Source organism: Streptomyces sp. NPDC007162 (assembly GCF_040634175.1).
GTDB lineage: Bacteria > Actinomycetota > Actinomycetes > Streptomycetales > Streptomycetaceae > Streptomyces.
Map to the genome: position 1 here is coordinate 1 of NZ_JBEYFC010000123.1, position 20,812 is coordinate 20,812.

General features: G+C 71.1%; 19 protein-coding genes. 14 read left to right on the top strand and 5 right to left on the bottom strand.

From position 1 onward, the window contains the following. The 3 genes from ABZ646_RS17115 to ABZ646_RS17125 all read left to right on the top strand — a co-directional run. Window positions 1-1,216: CBM35 domain-containing protein (locus ABZ646_RS17115; protein WP_360519112.1), on the top strand; the 1,216-nt coding region annotated here is incomplete at its 5' end. A gap of 135 nt (window positions 1,217-1,351) precedes the next feature. Next, the gene (locus ABZ646_RS17120; protein ID WP_360519115.1) at window positions 1,352-3,697 is read left to right on the top strand and encodes a glycoside hydrolase N-terminal domain-containing protein; all 2,346 of its coding nucleotides are present in this window, start codon (window positions 1,352-1,354) and stop codon (window positions 3,695-3,697) included. Continuing rightward, window positions 3,694-4,923, top strand: coding sequence for an SGNH/GDSL hydrolase family protein (locus ABZ646_RS17125; RefSeq protein ID WP_360519118.1), 1,230 nt, complete (start codon window positions 3,694-3,696; stop codon window positions 4,921-4,923). Before ABZ646_RS17120 ends, ABZ646_RS17125 begins: the two co-directional genes overlap by 4 nt. Window positions 4,924-4,975: 52 nt before the next feature. Here the strand turns inward: ABZ646_RS17125 and ABZ646_RS17130 are convergent, their stop codons facing one another. From ABZ646_RS17130 to ABZ646_RS17140, 3 genes are read right to left on the bottom strand one after another with little or no spacing between them, the layout of a single operon-like run. Further along, window positions 4,976-5,329 (bottom strand): UBP-type zinc finger domain-containing protein, encoded by a 354-nt coding sequence (locus ABZ646_RS17130; protein ID WP_360519120.1) that lies wholly within the window; start codon window positions 5,327-5,329, stop codon window positions 4,976-4,978. Beyond that, entirely contained in the window at window positions 5,326-6,816 is a 1,491-nt protein-coding gene (locus tag ABZ646_RS17135; RefSeq protein ID WP_360519123.1) for an ATP-binding protein, read from the bottom strand. Before ABZ646_RS17135 ends, ABZ646_RS17130 begins: the two co-directional genes overlap by 4 nt. Next, entirely contained in the window at window positions 6,813-8,486 is a 1,674-nt protein-coding gene (locus tag ABZ646_RS17140; protein WP_360519126.1) for an FAD-dependent oxidoreductase, read from the bottom strand. The genes ABZ646_RS17135 and ABZ646_RS17140 overlap by 4 nt, the downstream gene beginning before the upstream one ends. A 35-nt stretch (window positions 8,487-8,521) precedes the next feature. Between ABZ646_RS17140 and ABZ646_RS17145 the strand changes: the two genes are divergently transcribed. Together ABZ646_RS17145 and ABZ646_RS17150 are read left to right on the top strand one after the other, a co-directional pair. Beyond that, entirely contained in the window at window positions 8,522-9,070 is a 549-nt protein-coding gene (locus ABZ646_RS17145) for a recombinase family protein (protein WP_360519129.1), read from the top strand. A gap of 183 nt (window positions 9,071-9,253) precedes the next feature. Beyond that, window positions 9,254-9,382 carry a hypothetical protein gene (locus ABZ646_RS17150; RefSeq protein WP_360519132.1) on the top strand — a complete coding sequence of 43 codons (129 nt, stop codon included), beginning with the start codon at window positions 9,254-9,256 and terminating at the stop codon, window positions 9,380-9,382. Between the two features lie 22 nt (window positions 9,383-9,404). On the opposite strand, the gene ABZ646_RS17155 is transcribed toward ABZ646_RS17150, so the two are convergent. After that, window positions 9,405-10,061: a TetR/AcrR family transcriptional regulator gene (locus tag ABZ646_RS17155; protein ID WP_360519135.1), complete on the bottom strand. Its 657-nt coding sequence runs from the start codon at window positions 10,059-10,061 to the stop codon at window positions 9,405-9,407. Between the two features lie 166 nt (window positions 10,062-10,227). On the opposite strand from ABZ646_RS17155, the gene ABZ646_RS17160 reads away from it, so the two are divergent. From ABZ646_RS17160 to pflA, 8 genes are all read left to right on the top strand, one after another. Then, entirely contained in the window at window positions 10,228-10,845 is a 618-nt protein-coding gene (locus ABZ646_RS17160; protein ID WP_360519138.1) for an NAD(P)H-binding protein, read from the top strand. Continuing rightward, entirely contained in the window at window positions 10,845-11,810 is a 966-nt protein-coding gene (locus tag ABZ646_RS17165) for an amidohydrolase family protein (RefSeq protein ID WP_360519141.1), read from the top strand. The genes ABZ646_RS17160 and ABZ646_RS17165 overlap by 1 nt, the downstream gene beginning before the upstream one ends. A gap of 227 nt (window positions 11,811-12,037) precedes the next feature. Next, window positions 12,038-13,522 (top strand): amino acid permease, encoded by a 1,485-nt coding sequence (locus ABZ646_RS17170; RefSeq protein WP_360519143.1) that lies wholly within the window; start codon window positions 12,038-12,040, stop codon window positions 13,520-13,522. 44 nt (window positions 13,523-13,566) lie between these two features. Next, window positions 13,567-14,775, top strand: coding sequence for an arginine deiminase (locus tag ABZ646_RS17175; protein ID WP_360519146.1), 1,209 nt, complete (start codon window positions 13,567-13,569; stop codon window positions 14,773-14,775). A gap of 23 nt (window positions 14,776-14,798) precedes the next feature. Next, window positions 14,799-15,800 (top strand): ornithine carbamoyltransferase, encoded by a 1,002-nt coding sequence (argF, locus tag ABZ646_RS17180; RefSeq protein ID WP_360519149.1) that lies wholly within the window; start codon window positions 14,799-14,801, stop codon window positions 15,798-15,800. A gap of 3 nt (window positions 15,801-15,803) precedes the next feature. Then, window positions 15,804-16,727 carry a carbamate kinase gene (locus ABZ646_RS17185; protein ID WP_360519152.1) on the top strand — a complete coding sequence of 308 codons (924 nt, stop codon included), beginning with the start codon at window positions 15,804-15,806 and terminating at the stop codon, window positions 16,725-16,727. Window positions 16,728-16,790: 63 nt separating this feature from the next. Further along, entirely contained in the window at window positions 16,791-19,049 is a 2,259-nt protein-coding gene (gene pflB, locus ABZ646_RS17190; protein ID WP_360519155.1) for a formate C-acetyltransferase, read from the top strand. Next, the gene (gene pflA, locus ABZ646_RS17195; RefSeq protein ID WP_360519164.1) at window positions 19,040-19,786 is read left to right on the top strand and encodes a pyruvate formate-lyase-activating protein; all 747 of its coding nucleotides are present in this window, start codon (window positions 19,040-19,042) and stop codon (window positions 19,784-19,786) included. Before pflB ends, pflA begins: the two co-directional genes overlap by 10 nt. Here the strand turns inward: pflA and ABZ646_RS17200 are convergent. After that, window positions 19,780-19,977: a hypothetical protein gene (locus tag ABZ646_RS17200; protein ID WP_360519158.1), complete on the bottom strand. Its 198-nt coding sequence runs from the start codon at window positions 19,975-19,977 to the stop codon at window positions 19,780-19,782. The two genes, pflA and ABZ646_RS17200, sit on opposite strands and share 7 nt — an antisense overlap. Window positions 19,978-20,163: 186 nt before the next feature. Here ABZ646_RS17200 and ABZ646_RS17205 point away from each other — a divergent pair, with 186 nt between their 5' ends. Further along, window positions 20,164-20,805: a DoxX family protein gene (locus tag ABZ646_RS17205; RefSeq protein ID WP_360519161.1), complete on the top strand. Its 642-nt coding sequence runs from the start codon at window positions 20,164-20,166 to the stop codon at window positions 20,803-20,805. Window positions 20,806-20,812: the final 7 nt, after the last annotated feature.

Here is a 20,812-nt window from a genome sequence, read left to right on the forward strand (position 1 = left end):
GCCGTGCGCGCAGAAGTACATAGACTCCCAGGCTCAGTTGATAGCCGGCTGGGGCTACGACTTCCTCAAGCTCGACGGCGTCGGCCCCGGCTCCGGCAAGAGCGGTGACCAGTACGACAACGTCGCCGACGTCGCCGCCTGGCACCGGGCGATCGCCGGCACCGGCCGTCCGATCCACCTGGAGGCCTCCTGGTCCCTGGACTACGGGCACGCCGCCGACTGGCAGAAGTACACCAACGGCTGGCGCATCGACACCGACGTCGAGTGCTACTGCAACACCCTCGTCACCTGGGAGAACTCGGTCGACGACCGCTGGGACGACACCCCGGCCTGGACCGGCAAGGCGGGCCCCGGCGGCTGGAACGACCTCGACTCCCTTGACGTCGGCAACGGCGCGATGGACGGCCTCACCAAGGCCGAACGGCAGAGCTACGCCACGCTGTGGGCCGTCGCCAAGTCGCCGCTGTTCACCGGCGACGACCTCACCAGGCTCGACGACTACGGGGTCTCGCTGCTCACCAACCGCGAGGTGATCGGCGTCGACCAGAGCGACAACCCGCCGGCCCGGCCGGTCACCCCGTCCGACCCGCAGCAGGTCTGGGCCGCGAAGAACGCCGACGGCACGTACACGGTCGCCCTGTTCAACCTCGCGGACTCCCCCTCGGCGGTCACGGCCGACTGGACGGCGCTGGGCTTCAGCGGCAAGGCGTCGGTGCGGGACCTGTGGAACCACGAGAACCTGGGCAGCTTCCAGAACAAGATCACCGAGGCGCTGCCGGCCCACGGCTCGCGGCTGTTCACCGTGACACCGAAGGGCAGTGTCCTCGCGGCCACCGGCTACGAGGCCGAGGCGAGCGGCAACACCCTGAGCGGCAACGCGTCCGTCGCCGGGTGTGACGCGTGCTCCGGACAGAAGAAGGTCGGGAACCTCTACCAGGGCGGCAAGCTGACCTTCAACAACGTCGTCGTCGACAAGGCCGGGACGTATCTGGTGAAGGTCGCGTACATCAGCGGTGACTCGCGGTCGGCCACGATCGCGGCGAACTCGGGGAGCGGGACCGGGCACAAGTTCCCCTCGACCGGGGACTGGGGGACGGTTTCGAGTGTGAGCGTCCCGGTGACCCTGAAGGCCGGTGCCAACACGATCAGCTTCGACAGCGGGTCGGGGTACGCGCCGGACATCGATCGGATCGACGTTCCCAAGTCGCCCCGGTAGGCGGCTCGGCAAGTGCGTTGTGGGGAGCTGCGGGCCGGTGGGGGCCGGTCGGGCAGTTCCTCCCCCAGCCTCCGGCCGGGGGCACCCCCAGCGCCCCCAAGGGGCGCCCTCCTCAAGGACGTTGGATTGGAACCCATGGACAACCATCCCAGCAGACGGCACTTCCTCGCTCTCGCCGCTGCCACCGGCGCTCTGGCCGGGCTTCCCTCCTTCAGTGCCTCCGCCGCCCCGAAGCGCTCCGCCGAACCGCTCGCCACCCCTCGTCATCAACTCTGGTGGCAGGCGCCCGCCGACGACAGGTCGATGATCACGCAGGGGCTGCCCGTCGGCAACGGGCGGCTCGGGGCCCTCGCGAGCAACGACCCCGGCCGAGAGCTTCTTCTGATCACCGACGCCACCCTGTGGACCGGCGGGCTCAACGACACCCTCGACTCCGACGGCCAGTTCCCCTACGGCCGCGCCGACTTCGGCTCGCTCACCCTGCTCGCCAGACTCGTCGTGGAGATCCCCGACCACGACCTGGGCGCCGTCTCCGGCTACCGGCGCACCCTCGACCTCGACAACGGCGTGGTCGGCGCGTCGTACGTCCGTTCCGGAGTGACGTACCGGCGGCAGGTGTTCGCCAGTCGGCCGGACGACGTGATCGTGCTGCACTTCGGCCAGGACGGCGGCGGCCGCTACACCGGCACCATCACCTTGGAGGGCACCCACGGCGAGACCGGCGGCACGGCCGAGTCGTTCGCCGGGGCCTTCGCCAACGGGCTGAAGTACGGTGCCGCCGTCAAGGCGTACGGCGTCGGCGGCAGTGTGCGGGTGAACGGGACGCACATCGGCTTCACCGACTGCCGGGAGCTGACCGTCGTACTCGGCGGCGGCACCGACTACGCGCCGAACGCCGCCGCGGGCTACCGCGACCCCACCGTCGAACCGCCGGCGCTCGCCCGTGCCAAGGTCACAGCAGCCGCCCGGCACTCGGCCGACTCGCTGCTGCGCACCCACGCGGCTGACCACCGGGCCCTGTTCGGCCGGTTCGACCTGTCCCTCGGCAGGTCGACCGCACAGCAGCGGGAACTGGACACCTGGGCACGCCTGGAGGCCCGCGCCGACACCGGCGACCCGGACCCCGAACTGGAGGCGGCCTATGCCCAGTTCGGCCGGTACCTGATGATCGCCGGGTCCCGCGACAGCCTGCCGATGGGCCTCCAGGGGCTCTGGCTGGACGGCAACGACCCCGACTGGATGGGCGACTACCACACCGACATCAACATCCAGATGAACTACTGGATGGCCGACCGGCTGGGTCTGTCCCCGTGCTTCGACGCCTTCACCGACTACTGCGTCGACCAGCTCCCGTCCTGGACGGACACCACCCGGCGGCTCTTCCAGGACCCCCGCAACCGCTACCGCAACTCCCGGGGCAAGGCCGCCGGCTGGACCGTCGCCATCTCCACCAACCCCTTCGGCGGAGGCGGCTGGTGGTGGCACCCGGCGGGCAACGCCTGGCTGTGCCAGAGCCTGTGGGAACACTACGAGTTCACCCGGTCCCGCGCCCACCTGGAGAAGATCTACCCCCTCCTCAAGGGCGCCGTCGAGTTCTGGGAGGCACGGCTGCTCACCACCACCCTGGACGACGGGCGGGAGGTGCTGATCGCGGACAGCGACTGGTCCCCGGAACAGGGCCCGCTGGACGCCAAGGGCATCACCTACGCCCAGGAACAGGTCTGGACCCTGTTCGGCAACTTCCGCACTGCGGCCGCCGAGCTCAAGAGGGATGCTGGATACGCGGGCACCATCGGCAAGCTCCGGGACCGCCTCTACCTGCCGGTGGTGAGCCCCAGGACCGGCTGGCTGGAGGAGTGGATGTCCCCGGACAACCTCGGCGAGACCACCCACCGCCACCTCTCGCCGCTGATCAACCTCTTCCCCGGCGACCGGATCCGTCCCGACGGCTCCACCCCGGACGACATCGTCAAGGGCGCCACCGCCCTGCTCACCGCGCGCGGCATGGACAGCTTCGGCTGGGCCAACGCCTGGCGCGCCCTGTGCTGGGCCCGGCTGAAGGACGCCGACAAGGCCTACCGGCTCGTCGTCCGCAACCTCCGCCCGTCCGGCAACGGCAGCAACGGCACCTCACCCAACCTCTTCGACATCTACGAGGTCGAGCAGGGCCGCGGCATCTTCCAGATCGACGCCAACTTCGGCACCCCGGCCGCGATCCTGGAGATGCTGCTGTACTCCCGGCCCGGCCACCTGGAGCTGCTGCCCGCCCTGCCCGACGCCTGGGCCGCCGCCGGCTCGGTCACCGGGGCGGGCGCCCGCGGCGGCTTCGCCGTCGACCTGAGCTGGCGCGACGGCAAGCCGACCGAGGCCCGGATCCGCAGCGTCGGCGGTCGTACCACCACGGTCGCCTACCGCGGCACCTCACGGACGGTCACCCTGCGGCCCGGCGAGTCGGTCACGTTGAAGGACCTGGCGCGGTGACCGGCCGGTTCACGCGGATGGTCCGCCTCGCCGCCGTCCTGCTGGCCGCGGTCGCCTGCCAGACCGGCCCCGCCCAGGGGGCGCCCGCGGCAGCTCCCCCCGTACAGCCGTCCGCCACCCGGCACGACGTCGTCACCTGGGGCGCCAGTGCCGACCGGCTGGGAGAGGGCACCGCCGACCGCGGCTACCGGCTGGTCGTGCACACCAGCGCCGCCGGCACCGGCCTGCGGGTACGGCTGTCCAACGTCTTCGGCGACCGGCCGCTGACCCTGGACAGCGTCTACGCCGGTCTGCAGAGCCAGGGCGCCGCCCTCAAGCGGGGCAGCAACAAGCGGCTCACCTTCGACGGCGCCCGCACGGTCACCGTACCGGCCGGCGCCACCGCCTGGAGCGACCCGCTGCCCGGCAGCCTGCCGTCCGGCAGCAACCTCGTCGTCAGCCTGCACAGCCCGGACGCGGCCGGTCCCGCCACCGGCCACGGGATGGCCCTGCAGACCTCCTACACCACCCAGGGCGACCACACCGCGGAGGAGAGCGCCGCCCATTGGACCGCGACCACCGGGTCCTGGTGGTACCTGGACTCGGTCTCGGTACGGCCTTCGGACCCGGCCACCGGAGCCGTGGTGGCGCTCGGCGACTCCATCACCGACGGCTGGGCGTCCACCACCGACCTGAACCGCCGCTGGCCCGACTACCTCGCCCGCCGTCTGCAGAAGGCGCACACCGAGGTCAAGGGCGTCGCCGACGAGGGCATCTCCGGGAACCAGGTCCTCGCGGACGGCGCCGGGCAGGCCGCCCTGCACCGGCTGGACCGCGACGTCCTGAGCCAGCCCGGGGTCCGTACCGTCTTCCTCTTCGAGGGGGTCAACGACATCAAGGCCCACACCGGGGTCACCGCGGCCGACCTGATCGCCGGGTACCGCGAGATCGTCCGGCGGGCGCACGCGGCCGGCAAGTGCGTGGTCGCCTCGACCGTCGGACCCTTCGAGGGCTGGCCTGAGTGGGACCAGGCCGGGGAGGCCGTCCGTCAGGAGGTCAACCAGTACATCCGCACCAGCGGGGAGGTCGACGCCGTCACCGACTTCGACCGCATCCTGCGCAGCCCCTACGACCGGGCGCGGATGCTGCCGTTCCTCGACAGCGGCGACCACGTCCACCCCAACGACAAGGGAATGCAGGCCATGGCCGACGCCGTCGACCTGGCGAGCCTCGACTGCGACCGGTGACGGGACCGGTGACGGCGCCCAGGCGTCCGTCACCGGCTCCGTGCCGCGGGGCTCAGCCGCGCAGCGTGCGGGCCCAGTCCGCCGGTACCCGGTCCGCCGGGCCCGGTACGGACTGGTCCCCGGGGTGGCTCGCCGGCGGCGCCAACTCCGGCCCCGACTCGTACAGTTCGTTCGTCTCGAAGTTCCAGAACCAGCCCTCGCCCGGCTCGTAGCTGCGGATCAAGGGGTGCCCGGTCTCATGGAAGTGCGCGGTCGCGTGCTTCGAGGGGGAGTCGTCGCAGCAGCCGATGTGCCCGCACTGCGCGCACCGCCGCAGATGGAACCACCAGCCGCCCGCCTGGTCGCACTCCACACACCCGGCACCGCTCGGCGGCACCTCCGGGTCGATCGCGGTGTCGCCGCTCATACAGTCTCCTCAGATGAATCGGGTGCCTCGGTTGCCGCGGTTGCCGCGGGTGTTTCGGCGGTCAGCGGGAGCAGTACCTGGAAGCGGGTGTCCCCGGGCACCGACTCCACCCGCATGCTGCCGTGGTGCTTGTTCACGACGATCCGCCAGGAGATGTCCAGGCCGAGCCCGGTGCCCTGGCCCACCGGCTTCGTCGTGAAGAACGGATCGAAGATCCGGTCCTTGATCTCCGGTGCGATCCCGCTTCCGGTGTCCCCGAACTCCACCAGCACCTGCTCGTGGTCGCGCGCGGTCCGCACGGTCAGCGTGCCGTGCCCGTCGCCGTCGCCGTCCTGCATCGCGCAGACCGCGTTGTCGATGAGGTTGGTCCACACCTGGTTGAGTTCGGCCGGGTAGGCAGGGACGGACGGGAGCGTACGGTCGTACTCCTTGACCACCCGGATGCCCTGCCCGATCTTCCCGGACAGCATCAGCAGGGTGCTGTCGAGGAGCTCGTGCACGTCCACCTCGCGGAACGGCGCCCGGTCCAGCTGGCTGTACTGCTTGGCCGCGTCGACGAGATGCGAGATACGGGACGTGGAGTCGTCGATCTCGTTCATCAAGAGCTCGGTCTCGATGGTGTAGTTGAGCCAGCCGACCGCGTTGGGAAAGATCTCGTCGTCGACGGCGGCGGCCACCTGCTCCAGCCAGTCGACGTCAAGGCCCGCCTGCACGAAGGTCGGCGCGAGCTGCCAGCCGTTGTCCATGCCGTGGTCGTCGAGCCAGTCGGAGAGCGCGTCCTCGCGGTCCGAGGCTTCCAGCGGACTGAGCGCCGGAGCCTTGGCGACCCGTTCGGCGGTGCGTTCCTGGAGCTCGATCAGACCGGCCAACTGCTCCCGGGAGAAAGGCCCTTCGGCGATCACCGCCAGCTTGTGCCGCATCTTCGCCACCCGCTCGCGCAGCGTGGACGTGGCCCGCACGGCCGCCGCGGCCGGGTTGTTGAGCTCGTGCGTCAGCCCCGCCGACAGCGAGCCGAGCGCCAGCAGCCGTTCCCGCTGTCCGATCGCCGCCTGGGTGCTCTTCGAACCCCAGAACAGGCCTTCCAGCAGGTGGACGGCCATCGGGAACCAGTCCTGCATGATGTCCGAGAACGTGTCCGCGGGCAGCACGAAGAACCGCGTCGGCTCGGTCACCCGCATCGAGTTGTTGTACACCTGCCGCACCCGGTCCCCGAGGTACGCCTGCATGGCGCCCGCGTACACCCCGGTCTGCGAGGTCCGGGTGACCTCGACGTCGTCACCCGCGACCCGCCGGGAGAGCACCACCGTGCCCCCGAGCATCACGTAGAAACAGGTCGCGGGATCGCCCTCGGTGTAGACGGGACCCGGCTGGAACAGCTCCACCCGGCCGGCCGCGCACAGCCGCCCCAGCTGTTCCGGTTCCAGCTTCTCGAACAGGAACAGCGCCCCGATCTCCTTCGGGCTGCACGGCATCACCTGCCCGCTCATGACTGCTCCAGATACCGGTGGACGAGCATCACGGCCATGGCTCCCTCTCCGACGGCGGACGCGACACGCTTGGCGGACTCGGCGCGCGCGTCGCCCGCCACGAACACGCCGGGAATGCTGGTCTCCAGGTGGTACGGCGGCCGCGCCAGCTCCCAGCCGGCGGGCGGCGTCCCGTCGACGGTCAGATCCGGTCCGGCGAGGATGAACCCGCGTCCGTCGCGCAGCACCGTGTCACCGAGCCAGTCGGTCAGCGGTGCCGCCCCGATGAACACGAACATCCACTGGGCGTCGACCTGTTCCCGGTCCCCGGTGTCCACCTGCCGCAGGGTCAGCTGCTCGAGCCGCTCGGCGCCGTGCGCGGCCTCCACCACCGTGTGGCTGCGGACCGAGATGTTGGGGGCCTCGTCGATCTGCTGGATCAGGTAGTACGACATCGAGGCCGACAGGTCGGCGCCGCGCACCAGCAGCGTCACCGACTTGGCGAACCTGGACAGGTACATCGCTGCCTGGCCCGCCGAGTTGGCGCCGCCGACGATGTAGACGTCCTGTCCCTGGCAGGAGGTGGCCTCGGTGAGAGCGGAGCCGTAGAACACCCCGCAGCCGGTCAGGTCGACGCAGCCCGCCGCGTCCAGCTGCCGGTACTGCACACCCGTCGCCAGGATCACACTGTGCGCCGCGATCGCCGACCCGTCCGAGAACCGCACCACCCGCGCGGCCCCGTTGACCTCCAGCGCGGTGACCTCGCGGGCGGTCAGCACCTCCGCGCCGAACTTGGCGGCCTGCCGCCGGGCCCGGTCGGTGAGCTGGGCGCCCGACACCCCGTCCGGGAAGCCGAGGTAGTTCTCGATCCGGGAGCTCTGCCCGGCCTGCCCGCCGGTCGCCGCGCGCTCCACGAGCACCGTCCGCAGCCCCTCCGACGCCCCGTAGACCGCCGCGCCCAGCCCGGCCGGGCCGCCGCCGATCACCACCAGGTCGTAGAAGTCCGCGGTGGGCGTGGTCGCCAGCCCCACCTTCGCGGCCAGCTCCGGCGCCTCCGGCTCGATCAGGGGCGTGCCGTCCGGTGTGATCACCAGCGGCAGCCGCTGCCCGTCGGCCTCGGCGGCGGCCAGCAGCCGCTGTCCCTCCGGCTCCTCGACCGAGTACCAGCGGTACGGCACCTGGTTGCGGGCCAGGAACTCCCGCACGTCCGAGGACCGCGCCGACCAGCGGTGCCCGACGACCTTGGTGGCCGGCACCGGCTTGTAGTCACTGGCCCGCCAGGCGTCCAGGAGGTCGTCGAGGACGGGGTAGAGCTTCTCCTCCGGCGGATCCCAGGGCTTGAGCAGATAGTGGTCCAGATCCACCACGTTGATCGCGTCGATCGCCGCGTTGGTGTCCGCGTAGGCGGTCAGCAGCACCCGCCGCGCGCCCGGGTACACGTCCAGGGCCTGCTCCAGGAACTCGATGCCGTTCATCTGGGGCATCCGGTAGTCGGCCAGGATCACCGCCACCAGGTCACCGCGCAGCTTCAGCTCCCGCAGCGCCTCCAGCGCCGAGTGCCCGGACTCCGCGCGCACGATCCGGTACGACGCGCCGTAGCGGCGCCGCAGGTCCCGGGCGACGGCACGGGAGACCCCCGGATCGTCGTCCACGGTCATGATCACACCTACGGGTGATGGTGAAGGTGACATAACGCGACCGTAAGGGACGGGGAGGGGCTATGGCCATGGGAATCGTGACAAGGGCGGCACGCGAGTACCTGAGTGTGTCCAAGGGCACGGGCAAGACCGCGCGTAGCATCACTGACCAGCACCGCGACAACATCGCTACCGAAGCCGATCACGGTCCGTGGACGTGGGGCGAGCCGTACAGGGACACCGGCTCGGCCGCCGAGTTCGCGACCAAGGGGCGCGACGACCTCGAGAAGCTGCTGGCCGACCTGACGTCCGGCGCCTCTGGCGAACCCGGCGCCGTGCTCGTGCGGTGGGAGGTGTCCGGGCTCGCCCGTCAGACCGGCCGGGGCGTGGCCCTGGTCGACGCGGCGGAGGCGGGCGGATACCTGATCCACGTGACCAGCCTGGACCGCACCTTCAACCCCCGCAACCACGGTGACCGGCACTCCTTGATCAGTGGCATCAACGACGCGGAGAAGGAGGCCCGGCTCCTGTCGGAGCGGACGCTGCGTGGTGCGAACTCCGCAGCCGGCGAGGGCCGCCCCCTCCGACCGGCGTGTCGAGCGGCAACCGCAGTGCGATGTCACCGTCGATGTCGGTGAGCTGCAGGACGGTGCCGTTGGCCTTGCCCGTGGTCGCGGTCAGCGACCCGGTCGCGTTGGCGACGTTGCGGGTGAGCGTGGCGGCGGCTGTGTCCTCGGTAGTCCAGGTCCGGTTGTCGGAGTCATCGCTGTAGTGGTTGGTCCTGGCCTGTGTCTGGCTTCAGGTGCCGGAGCTGTTGGTCGATGCTCCAGGAGCGGAAGAACAGTCCGGCGTCGAGCTGCCAGGTCTGGCGGTTGGTGCCGGCAGCCGCTCTGGGCCTGAACGCGGAGGACGCCCACCACCTGCTCTCCCGCTGGGACTCCCGGTACTGAGTCCGGTCCCGGTCCCGGGCGATCACCCCGCCGCGAGGCGCGCCGCGATCTCCGCCGCGGGCTCGCCGGTGTGCAGGCCGAGCACATCGGCGATCAGCGCGTCCAGCGGCGGCCAGGGCAGCTCGCCGTGGTCGTTGTAGAGCACGACCAGACCGTGCAGCGCGGTCCACAGCAGCAGCCCGTCCTGCCACTGCCGCGCAGGCGGGGACTGCTCGCCGGCGCGCTCCCGGACGGCGGTGAGCGAGGAGATGACGGAGCCCAGCAGCGCCTCGCCCGCGCCGCGGTCCTGGAGGAGGGCGAGGTCGGCCGGCATCCGGCCGCCGAAGAGCGTGCGGTACTCGCCGGGGTGCTCGACCCCCCAGCGCACGTAGGCGGCGCAGCGGCCGAGGAGGTCGTCGAGGGGGTCGGCGGCCGGTGCCGCCGCCTCGTCCATCAGGCCGGCCAGCTCGGCGTACCGCAGCCGTAGCACGTGCTGGACCAGTGAGCCGAGGTCGGGGAAGTGGCTGTAGATGCTGGCGGGCGCGACCCCGACCTCGCGGGCGACCTGCCGCAGGGTCAGCGTCTCGGGCTGGTCGAGGGTGGCCAGCAGGTGGGCGGCGGCCTCGATCAGCTGGGCCCTGAGCACCTGCCCCTGCCCGCGGGGGTTGCGTCGGCGGCGCGGGGCCTCCTCACCGCCCATTCCCGGTTCCTCCCTGTCGGCGACGGAAGATCACCCTACCTTTCGGCGCCGCCCGCCCCGCTCGTCTGCTCCGGCGCCGCTCGTCGGCTCTGGGGGAGCGCCTTGACAGCCATCACCAACACATGTTCACTCAAGTAACCAACACTTGTTCAGTTATGGAGTCGTCATGCGCATCGCAGTCCTCGGCGCGACCGGCAGGGTCGGCCGTCTGGTCGTGGAACAGGCGCTCGACCGGGGCCACGAGGTGGTCGCCCTCGTCCGCAGTCCCCAGCAGTACACCCAGCCCGCGCGGGGCGGGGTCGAGGTCCGGCAGGCCGACGTGACCAGCCCGCAGTCGTTCCCAGAACTGGGCGACGTGGACGTGCTCGTCTCCGCACTCGGCATCAGCAAGGGCGACGGCCCGGGCACCCTGCTGGCGGGCGCGCGGCTCCTGGCGGGGCTGCCGGTCCGCACGCTCTGGCTGGGAGCGCTGGGCTCGGGGTCCTCCACCGGCTCCGGCGGCGTGATCTACCAGAGCGTCATGAAGATGTTCGTCGGCAAGGAACTGGCGGAGAAGGGAGCGGCCGACGCGATCGTCCTCGCGGGCGGCGCCACCGTCTTCCACGCGCCCGACCTCTGGGTCGGCAAGGTCAGCGCGGCCCGCCGCAACGTCCCGCTGGCGAAGTACCCCAAGCCGCTCCTGCCGCCGCACGCCTCCCGCGCCACCGTCGCCGCGCTCATCCTGGACGAGGCCGAGCAGCCGACCGCCGGAGCCGGCATCCTCGTCCCGATGGCGAGCGCGTGATGGCGGGCTACATCGCCATCGAGGAGGCCGTCGCGATCCCGGGCCTCGCCGACCGGCGACCCCCGTTCCCGATCCCGGACGAGATGGACCCCGCCTTCGTCGCCGACGTGGCCCGGCGACTGCCCGACATCACCGCCCTGCGCCTGCCCGACATGGACGCCAACGGCATCGCCATGCAGGTACTGTCCCTGACCGTCCCCGGCATCGAGGCCGACCCGGACCCGCAACGCGCCGTGGCGAACGCCGGCTACGTCAACGACTCCCTGGCCGCGATCGTCACGACGCACCCCGACCGGTTCGCCGCCTTCGCCGCGCTCCCGCTCCAGGACCCGGCCGCCGCGGTCGCCGAACTCCGGCGCGCGGTCGGGGAACTCGGCTTCAAGGGCGCCCTCGTCAACGACCACGTCCAGGGCAAGTACCTCGACGACCCCGCCTTCGACGCCGTCTGGGCCACCCTCGTCGAACTGGACGTGCCCCTCTACCTGCACCCGGGCATGCCGCCCGCCGACTCCTGGCACGTGCTGTCCGGCCACCCGGAGATGAACGGCGCGCTCTGGAGCTGGCAGGCCACGACGGGCGGGCACGCCATGCGGATCGTGCTCTCCGGGGTCTTCGACCGCCACCCGCGGGCCCGGATGATCCTCGGCCACGCGGGGGAGTTCCTGCCCTTCCAGCTCTCCCGGTTCGACTCCCGCTACGCCACGCTGGCCGTCCCGGCCCCGCTGCGCCGCAGCCCCTCGCAGTACTTCGGCACCAATGTGCTGGCCACCACCAGCGGGATCCTCGCCCCGGCCGCGATCGAGGCGCTGGTCCACGTGCTCGGCCCGGACGCGGTGCTCTTCGCCGTCGACTACCCCTACGAGAAGACCGGCGTCGCGGTCGCCGCCCTGGAGCAGACCACCCTCCCGCCGGACGTCAGACACCGGATCGGCTCGGCCAACGCCCGGGACCTGCTGCGTCTCTGACTGCCCGGCTGCTGGCGCCTGCCGGACGTGCCTCCCGTTTTGCAACGAGCCGTCTTCTCAACGGCGTTGCCGCGGCGGGGGGCAACGGCCGGGGCCGGACGGCCCCGGCCGCATCGGGACCATCGGGCCCTCGGCGGGACTTGTGGCCGCTGACCCTTACCTGCCCTGCACAGAAGGATCGTTCGCGGCTCGACTCATCCGAAAGAACCCGCACAAGGAGCACAGCCATGCCCAGGACACCCAGAAGCGGTGAGCCGGTGAAGCCTGCGGCGGCGCTCGGTCTGCCCGCCGCGTCCGCGCTCGTCATCGGCAGCATCGTGGGCACCGGAGTCTTCGCCCTGCCCTCCGCTCTCGCGCCGTACGGTCCCATCTCGCTCGTGGCGTTCGTGGTCGTGACCCTCGGTGCGCTCGCGCTGGCGCTGACCTTCGGCGCCCTGTCGAAGCGGGTGCCGGCGAGCGGCGGGCCGTACGTCTACGCCCGCGAGGCCTTCGGTGAGTTCGCGGGGTTCCTGAACGCCTGGTCATACTGGATCACCGCCTGGGCCGGCAACGCGGCGATCGTGGTCGCCTGGGTCGGCTACGTCGAGGTCTTCGTGAACACCGGTCACCAGAAGTGGATTTCGGTGCTCCTTGCCCTGGTCGGACTGTGGATTCCCGCCGCGATCAACCTCACCGGAGTACGCAACACCGGCGCCTTCCAGGTGATCACCACAGTGCTGAAGTTCGTCCCGCTGGTCTTCATGGCCACCGTCGGACTGCTGTTCATCGACCCGGACAACTTCGGCACCTTCAACGCCAGCGGGCAGTCCGCGCTCGGTGCGATCTCGGCCGCGGCCGCCATCGCCCTGTTCAGCTATCTCGGACTCGAGGCCGCCTCGGTCGTCGCCGGCCGGGTCCGCGAGCCGGACCGCAACGTGCCCCGGGCCACCGTCTACGGCACCCTCGTCTGCGCCGTCATCTACATCCTGGGCACCCTTGCCGTCTTCGGGACCGTCTCGCACGGCAGGCTCGGCGACTCGACCGCGCCCTTCACCGACGCGGCGAACAACATCTTCGGCGGCACCTGGGCCGGTGACGTCGTCGCCGGCACCGCGATCATCTCCGGCATCGGCGCCCTCAACGGCTGGACCATGCTCTGCGCCGAGATGCCGTACGCCGCCGCCCGCGACGGGCTGTTCCCCACCGCCTTCGCCCGGCTGCGCGGCGAGAACGGCGTGCCCGTCTTCGGGATCGTCACCTCGACCGTGCTGGCCTCGCTGATCACCGTGTTCAGCTACACCCGCTTCGAGGACGTCTTCACCAAGATCGTGCTGCTGAGTGTGCTGACCGCCGTCATCCCGTACCTGTTCTCCGCCGCCGCCCAGCTGTACTGGCTGCTGGTGCGGGGCCGGGAGACGCTCAGCCCGCGTCGGCTGGCCCGTGACGTCACCGTCGCCGTCCTCGCCCTGGTCTTCTCCTACTGGTCGATCCAGGGCAGCGGCTACCAGACCGTCTACTACGGCCTGTTCGTCCTCCTGCTGGGAGTGCCCGTATACGTCTGGCTCAAGCGGGGCCAGGGCGCCTACGGCGCGCCGAGCGCACCCGTCGGTGCGCTGCCCCGGGAGCGCCGTGCTCCGGAGACGCCTCCGTCCGTGCCACGGAGCTCCCGCGCACTGCGCACGAACCGCGTCGGCGGCCGCCCGAGGAGAACCGACTCCCCGCAGCACGACTGACCTCCCGCTCCGCCGACAGAACCCCGCCGACAGAAAGCAACGCCATGAGCACCGTCTTCCACGTCGACTCCGAGGTCGGCCCCCTGCGCCAGGTGATCCTGCACCGCCCCGGCCTCGAACTCTCCCGCCTCACCCCGCGCAACGTCGACGCGCTCCTCTTCGACGACATCCTGTGGGCCAAGCGGGCCCGCGAGGAGCACGACGCCTTCGCCCAGGTCCTGCGCGACCACGGCGCCCGCGTCCACTACTTCGCCGACCTGCTCGCCCAGACCCTCGACGTCCCCGGCGCCCGCGGATGGCTGCTGGACCGGGTCGTCACCCCGGCCACCGTCGGACCCGCGCTGATCGACCCGGCACGGCAGCTGTGCGCCGAGCTCGACGGGGAGACCCTGGCCGGCTACCTGATCGGCGGGATCCTCAAGAGCGACCTGCCGCTGGCCACCCCGCACAGCCTGGTCTGGAACGCGCTGGACGCGGACGACTTCGCGCTCACCCCGCTGCCCAACCACCTCTTCCCACGGGACAACTCCTGCTGGATCTACGACCGCCTGTCGGTCAACCCTATGGCCAAGCCGGCCCGGCGCCGCGAGAGTCTGCACGCCGAGGCGATCTACCGCTTCCACCCGCTGTTCGCCGGCACCCCGCCGCTGGAGGGCGTGGCCGGCACCCTGGAGGGCGGTGACGTGCACGTTCTCGGCGGCGGGGCCGTGATGGTGGGTATGGGGGAGCGCACCACCCCGCAGGCGGTGGAGAACCTGGCGGCCCGGCTGTTCGCCGACGGCACGGCGGTCCGGCTGATCGCCGTCCGGCTTCCGTCCGCCCGCGCCTACATGCACCTGGACACGGTCCTGACCATGGTCGACCGCGACGCCTTCGCCGTCTACCCGGGCCTGGCGGACTCCCTGCGCTCGTGGACGCTCATCCCCAGCACCGAACGCGACACCGGCTTCGAGGTCACCGCGAACTCCGACCTGGCCACCGCCCTCGCCGAGGCCCTCGACGTGGACAAGGTCCGCATGCTCTCCGCCCCGCAGGACATCCGGGGCGCCGAGCGCGAGCAGTGGGACGACGGCAGCAACTTCCTGGCCGTCGCTCCCGGAGTGGTCGTCGGCTACGAGCGCAACGTCACCACCAACACCTACCTGCGCAAGCAGGGCATCGAGATCGTCACCATCGCCGGTGCCGAACTCGGCCGCGGGCGTGGCGGACCGCGCTGCATGAGCTGCCCGATCCAGCGCGACCCGGCCAACTGACCGAGCGAGGGGAACCAGACACCGTGACCGTCGACCTGCGAGGCCGCTCCTACCTGAGCGAACTCGACTTCACCGCCCGCGAGATCCACCACCTCCTCGACCTCGCCGGCGAACTGAAGACAGCCAAGCGCGCCGGCGCCGAGCGGCCCCGGCTGACCGGACGCAACCTCGCGCTGGTCTTCGAGAAGACCTCCACCCGTACCCGCTGCGCCTTCGAGGTCGCCGCCGCCGACCAGGGCGCCCACACCACCTACCTCGGTCCCGGCGACACCCACATCGGCAGCAAGGAATCCATCGCCGACACCGCCCGGGTACTGGGCCGCATGTTCGACGCCATCGAGTACCGCGGCTCGGACCAGGCGCTCGTCACCGAACTCGCCGACCGCTCCGGCGTCCCCGTCTACAACGGCCTCACCGACACCGCCCACCCCACCCAGAGCCTGTGCGACGTCCTGACCATGCACGAGCACAGCACGAAGCCGCTCCCGGACATCGCCTACTGCTACCTCGGCGACGCCCGCAACAACACGGGCAATTCGCTGCTCTCCATGGGCGCCCTGCTCGGCATGGACGTCCGCATCGCCGCACCGAAGGAGCTGTGGCCCGACCCCGCCCTGGTCGCACGCTGCCGCGAGGAGGGCGAGCGCAGCGGCGCCCGGATCCTGCTCACCGAGGACGTCGAGAGCGCCGTACGCGACGCGGACTTCCTGCACACCGACGTCTGGGTCTCCATGGGCGAGCCGGCCGACTCCTGGCACACGCGGATCGAACTGCTGCTCCCGTACCAGGTCAACGACAAGACGCTGGCCGCCACCGGCAACCCGGACGTCAAGTTCATGCACTGCCTCCCCGCACTGCACGACCGCCGTACCCGCCTGGGCCGGGACCTCTTCGACACCTACGGCTTGGACGGCCTGGAGGTCACCGACGAGGTCTTCACCTCCCCGGCGTCGATCGTCTTCGACCAGGCCGAGAACCGGCTGCACACCATCAAGGCCGTGCTCGTCGCCACCCTGGAGGACTGAACCATGCGCATCGTCGTCGCCCTCGGCGGCAACGCCCTGCTCCACCGAGGCGAGCGCCCCGACGCCGCCGTCCAGCAGGCCAACATCGACCGGGTCGGCACCGCCCTGGCCGCCCTCGCCCACGACCACGAGCTGGTCATCACCCACGGCAACGGCCCCCAGATCGGCCTGCTCGCCATGGAGAGCGCGGCCGACCCGGCCCTGAGCGCCCCGTACCCGCTGCACCTGCTCGGCGCCCAGACCCAAGGCATGATCGGCTCCCTGCTGGCCCGCGCCCTGCACAACGCCCTGCCCGGCCGAAGGATCGCCAACCTCGTCACCCACACCCTCGTCCGGGCGGACGACCCGGCGTTCGACCGGCCCACCAAGTTCGTCGGCCAGGTCCATCCCCGCGACGTGGCCCAGGCACTCGCCCGCGAGCGGGGCTGGCACATCGCCCAGGACACCGGAGGCTGGCGACGTGTGGTGCCCTCACCGGCGCCGGAACGGATTGTGGAGACCGACACCATCCACGACCTCCTCGGCGGCGGCGCCCTCGTGATCTGCGCCGGCGGCGGAGGCGTCCCCGTCACCGCCGACCGGGACACAGGCGCGCTCACCGGAGTGGAGGCCGTCATCGACAAGGACCTCACCGCGGCCCTCCTGGCCGAGGACCTCAAGGCCGACTTCCTGCTCGTCCTCACCGACGTGCCCTACGTCTACGAGGGCTACGGCACCCCGGACCAGCGCCCGCTCCTCGACGCCACCCCCGCCGAGCTGCGCCGCGCCGGCTTCCCGGACGGCTCCATGGGACCGAAGGCCGAGGCCGCGTCCCGGTTCGTCGAGCACACGGGCGCACTGGCGGCGATCGGGGCACTGGACGCGGCGTACGAGATCGTCCACGGCCGCTCGGGCACCCTGGTCCGCCCGGATCTGACCTCCGCCTGAGGACGGCCGCCACCACTCAACAGGATCAGCAGTACAAGCGACGAGCAGGAGAGGGAACCGGCGATGACCGTCACCGTGACAGCAGAGAACCGGACCGCAGGTGCCTGGCGAGACTTCGGGGGAACCGGTTGGCGCGAGCGCATCGACGTGCGCGGCTTCATCCAGGCCAACTACACCCCGTACGAGGGCGACGCGTCCTTCCTGACCGGCCCCACCGACCGTACCCGCGCCGTCTGGGAGAAGGTCAGCTCGCTGTTCCCCGAGGAGCGGCGCCGGGGCATCCTCGACGTCGACACCGCCACCCCGTCCACGATCACCTCGCACGCCCCCGGATACATCGACCGGGACCGCGAGCTGGTCGTCGGCCTCCAGACGGACTCCCCGCTCAAGCGGGCGATCATGCCCAACGGCGGGCTGCGGATGGTGGAGAACGGGCTGCGGGCGTACGGCTACGAGCCCGACCCGTTCGTGACCCGCGTCTTCGGTTCGTACCGCAAGACCCACAACGACGGGGTCTTCGACGCCTACACCCCCGAGATGCGCGCCGCCCGCAAGGCCGGCGTCATCACCGGACTGCCCGACGCCTACGGCCGGGGCCGGATCATCGGTGACTACCGGCGCGTGGCGCTCTACGGCACGGACCGGCTGATCGAGGCCAAGAAGGCCGAGCGGGCCAAGCTCGACGCCTGCGCGTCCGGCACCGAGGTCATCCGTGACCGGGAGGAACTCGCCGAGCAGATGCGGGCGTTGGGCGAGCTGACGCGGATGGCGGCGACGTACGGGTGCGACGTCTCCCGGCCCGCCGCCACCGCGCACGAGGCCGTGCAGTGGCTCTACCTCGGCTACCTGGCCGCCGTGAAGGAGCAGAACGGCGCCGCGATGTCGCTCGGCCGCACCTCCACCTTCCTCGACATCTACCTCCAGCGGGACCTGGCCGACGGTGTCATCGACGAGACCCGTGCGCAGGAGCTGATCGACGACTTCGTGATCAAGCTGCGGATCGTCCGGTTCCTGCGCACCCCCGAGTACGACGCCCTGTTCTCCGGCGACCCGACCTGGGTGACGGAGTCCATCGGGGGCATGGGCGAGGACGGCCGGACCCTGGTCACCCGCACCTCCTTCAGGTTCCTGCAGACCCTGTACAACCTCGGCCCCGCCCCGGAACCCAACCTGACCGTTCTGTGGTCGTCCCGGCTGCCGGCCGGTTTCAAGGAGTTCTGCGCCCGGGTCTCGATCGACACCAGCGCCGTCCAGTACGAGTCCGACGAGCTGATGCGTCCGCGTACCGGCGACGACACCGCGATCGCCTGCTGCGTGTCGGCGATGCAGGTCGGCCGGCAGATGCAGTTCTTCGGCGCCCGGGTCAACCTCGCCAAGGCGCTGCTGTACGCGGTCAACGGCGGCCGCGACGAGATGACCGGCGAACAGGTCGCGCCCGCCGCGCCCCCGCTGACCGGGGAGTACCTCGACCACGACGAACTGTCGGCGGCTTACGACCACGTCCTGGACTGGTTGGCCCGGACGTACGTCAGCGCGCTCAACGTCATCCACTACATGCACGACAAGTACGCCTACGAACGCGTCGAGATGGCCCTGCACGACTATCCCGTGCACCGCTTCATGGCGTGCGGCATCGCCGGGCTGTCGGTCGCCGCCGACAGTCTGTCCGCCGTCCGGTACGCCCGGGTGAAGGTGTTCCGGGACGCCACCGGACTCGCCGTCGACTTCCGCACCGAAGGCGACTTCCCGGCCTACGGCAACAACGACGACCGCGCCGACAGCATCGCCGTCGCGCTGGTGGAGTCCTTCATGGCGAAGGTCCGCCAGTACCCCACCTACCGGGGCGCCGAGCACACCCAGTCGGTCCTCACCATCACCTCCAACGTCGTCTACGGCCAGCACACCGGCAACACCCCCGACGGCCGCCGCGCCGGACAGCCCTTCGCCCCCGGCGCCAACCCGATGAACGGCCGCGACCGCCACGGGGTGGCCGCCTCCGCGCTCTCGGTGGCCAAGCTGCCGTACGAGCAGGCCCGCGACGGCATCTCCCTGACCACGACCATCACGCCCGAGGGCCTGGGCCACAACCCGGCCGAACGCGCGGGCCACCTGGTGGGCATCCTCGACGCCTACATGGCGGCCGGCGGTTTCCACATGAACGTCAACGTCCTTGACCGCACCACGCTGGAGGATGCGATGGAGCACCCGGAGAAGTACCCGGACCTGACCATCCGCGTGTCCGGCTACGCCGTCAACTTCGTCCGCCTGACCCGCGAGCAACAGCTCGACGTGATCAGCCGCACTTTCCACGGATCGCTGTGAGCACGACGACGGCGATCGGCCGGATCCACTCCTGGGACCTGTCCACCGGCGTGGACGGTCCCGGGACCCGGTTCGTCCTCTTCGTCTCCGGCTGCCCCCTGCGCTGCCTGTACTGCGCCAACCCCGACACCTGGCACATGCGCGACGGCAAGGAGACGACCGTCGACGAGGTGATGGCGGAGATCGAGAAGTACCACGGCTTCATCACTGCGGCCGGCGGTGGAGTGACCATCACCGGCGGTGAGCCACTGCTCCAGGCCGCTTTCACCGGCGAGATCCTGCGCCGCTGCAAGGAGGCCGGGCTGCACACCGCCCTCGACACCTCCGGTTTCCTCGGCGCCCGTGCCTCCGACGAACTCCTCTCCCACACGGACCTGGTCCTCCTGGACATCAAGTCCTTCGACGTCAGCACCTACCGGCGTCTCACAGGCGGCGAACTCGCCCCCACCCTGAACTTCGCCACCCGCCTCGACCGGCTCGGCGTACCGATGTGGATCCGGTACGTCCTGGTCCCCGGCTGGACCGACGACCCGAAGCCCGTCGACGGCCTGGCCTCCTTCGTCGCCGGCCTCGACTCGGTCGACCGCGTGGACGTCCTGCCGTTCCACAGACTCGGCGCCGCGAAGTACGAGACCCTCGGCGTCCCGTTCCCGCTGCGCGACACACCGAGCCCCGCGCCGGACTTGGTCGAGCGGGTGCGGCAGCAGTTCCGCATGCATGACCTGCGGGCTTACTGAACCGGCCGGAACCGGTCGATCAGATAGCGGACCACTGCCGTCAGCGCCTGCAGACGGAACCGTGCCTCCCCGGCGTCGGAGCTGCCCGGGTGCGGCCCGTCGGTGCGGGTGATCTGCCACAGGCCGCGCACGAAACGGCCGCCGTCCCACCAGGGAAGCAGACCCTGATCGATGAGGTACGCGATGGCCACTCCGGTTTTCGGATCCCGTTCCGTCCGGCCCATCGGGTCCGCACCCCCAACGGCCTTGGCAGATAGGGACGTTCAGTCCCGCCGGTAGCGACCTTCGGCATCCGGCGGCCGGGGTGCCGCGCGACCAGAGTGAGAGGCGTCAGAGACCGAACGCACAGCCCGCTCCTCCCCGAAGGGACCACCGTCATGGCCGTGCACGAGCACCCTCGCCAGAGTTCCGGCTTCCACCTGCCGTCCTTCCGCCCGTCCTCGCGCGGGAACCGGAACGCCTCCGCGTCCGAGCCCGTCGCGGCTGCGCAGACCGACACCCACACCGCGCCGGCCTGCACGCTCGCCTCCCTGCGGCTGCTCACCGGCTTCGTCTTCCTGTGGGCGTTCCTCGACAAGACGTTCGGCCTCGGCTACGCCACCGCCTCCGGCAAGGGCTGGATCGACGGCGGCTCCCCGACCAAGGGCTTCCTCAGCTCCGTCGCCGCCGGCCCGATGCGGTCCGCCTTCCACTCCTGGGCGGGGGACCCCTGGGCGGACTGGCTGTTCATGCTCGGCCTGCTCGGGATCGGCGTCGCGCTGGTCACCGGTGTGGCGCTGCGCTTCGCGGCCGTCGCGGGCACCTTGATGATGGCGCTGATGTGGCTGGCCGAGTGGCCGCCCGCCAAGCACCTCGCGGACGGCTCGCCGAGCATGTCGACGAACCCGTTCGCCGACTACCACGTCATCTACGCCGTCGTCCTGATCGTCCTGGCCGCCTCCTCCGCGGGCGACGCCCTCGGCCTCGGCCGGACATGGGCGAAGCTCCCGCTGGTCCGTCGCAGCCGCTGGCTGAGGTGAGCCCGAA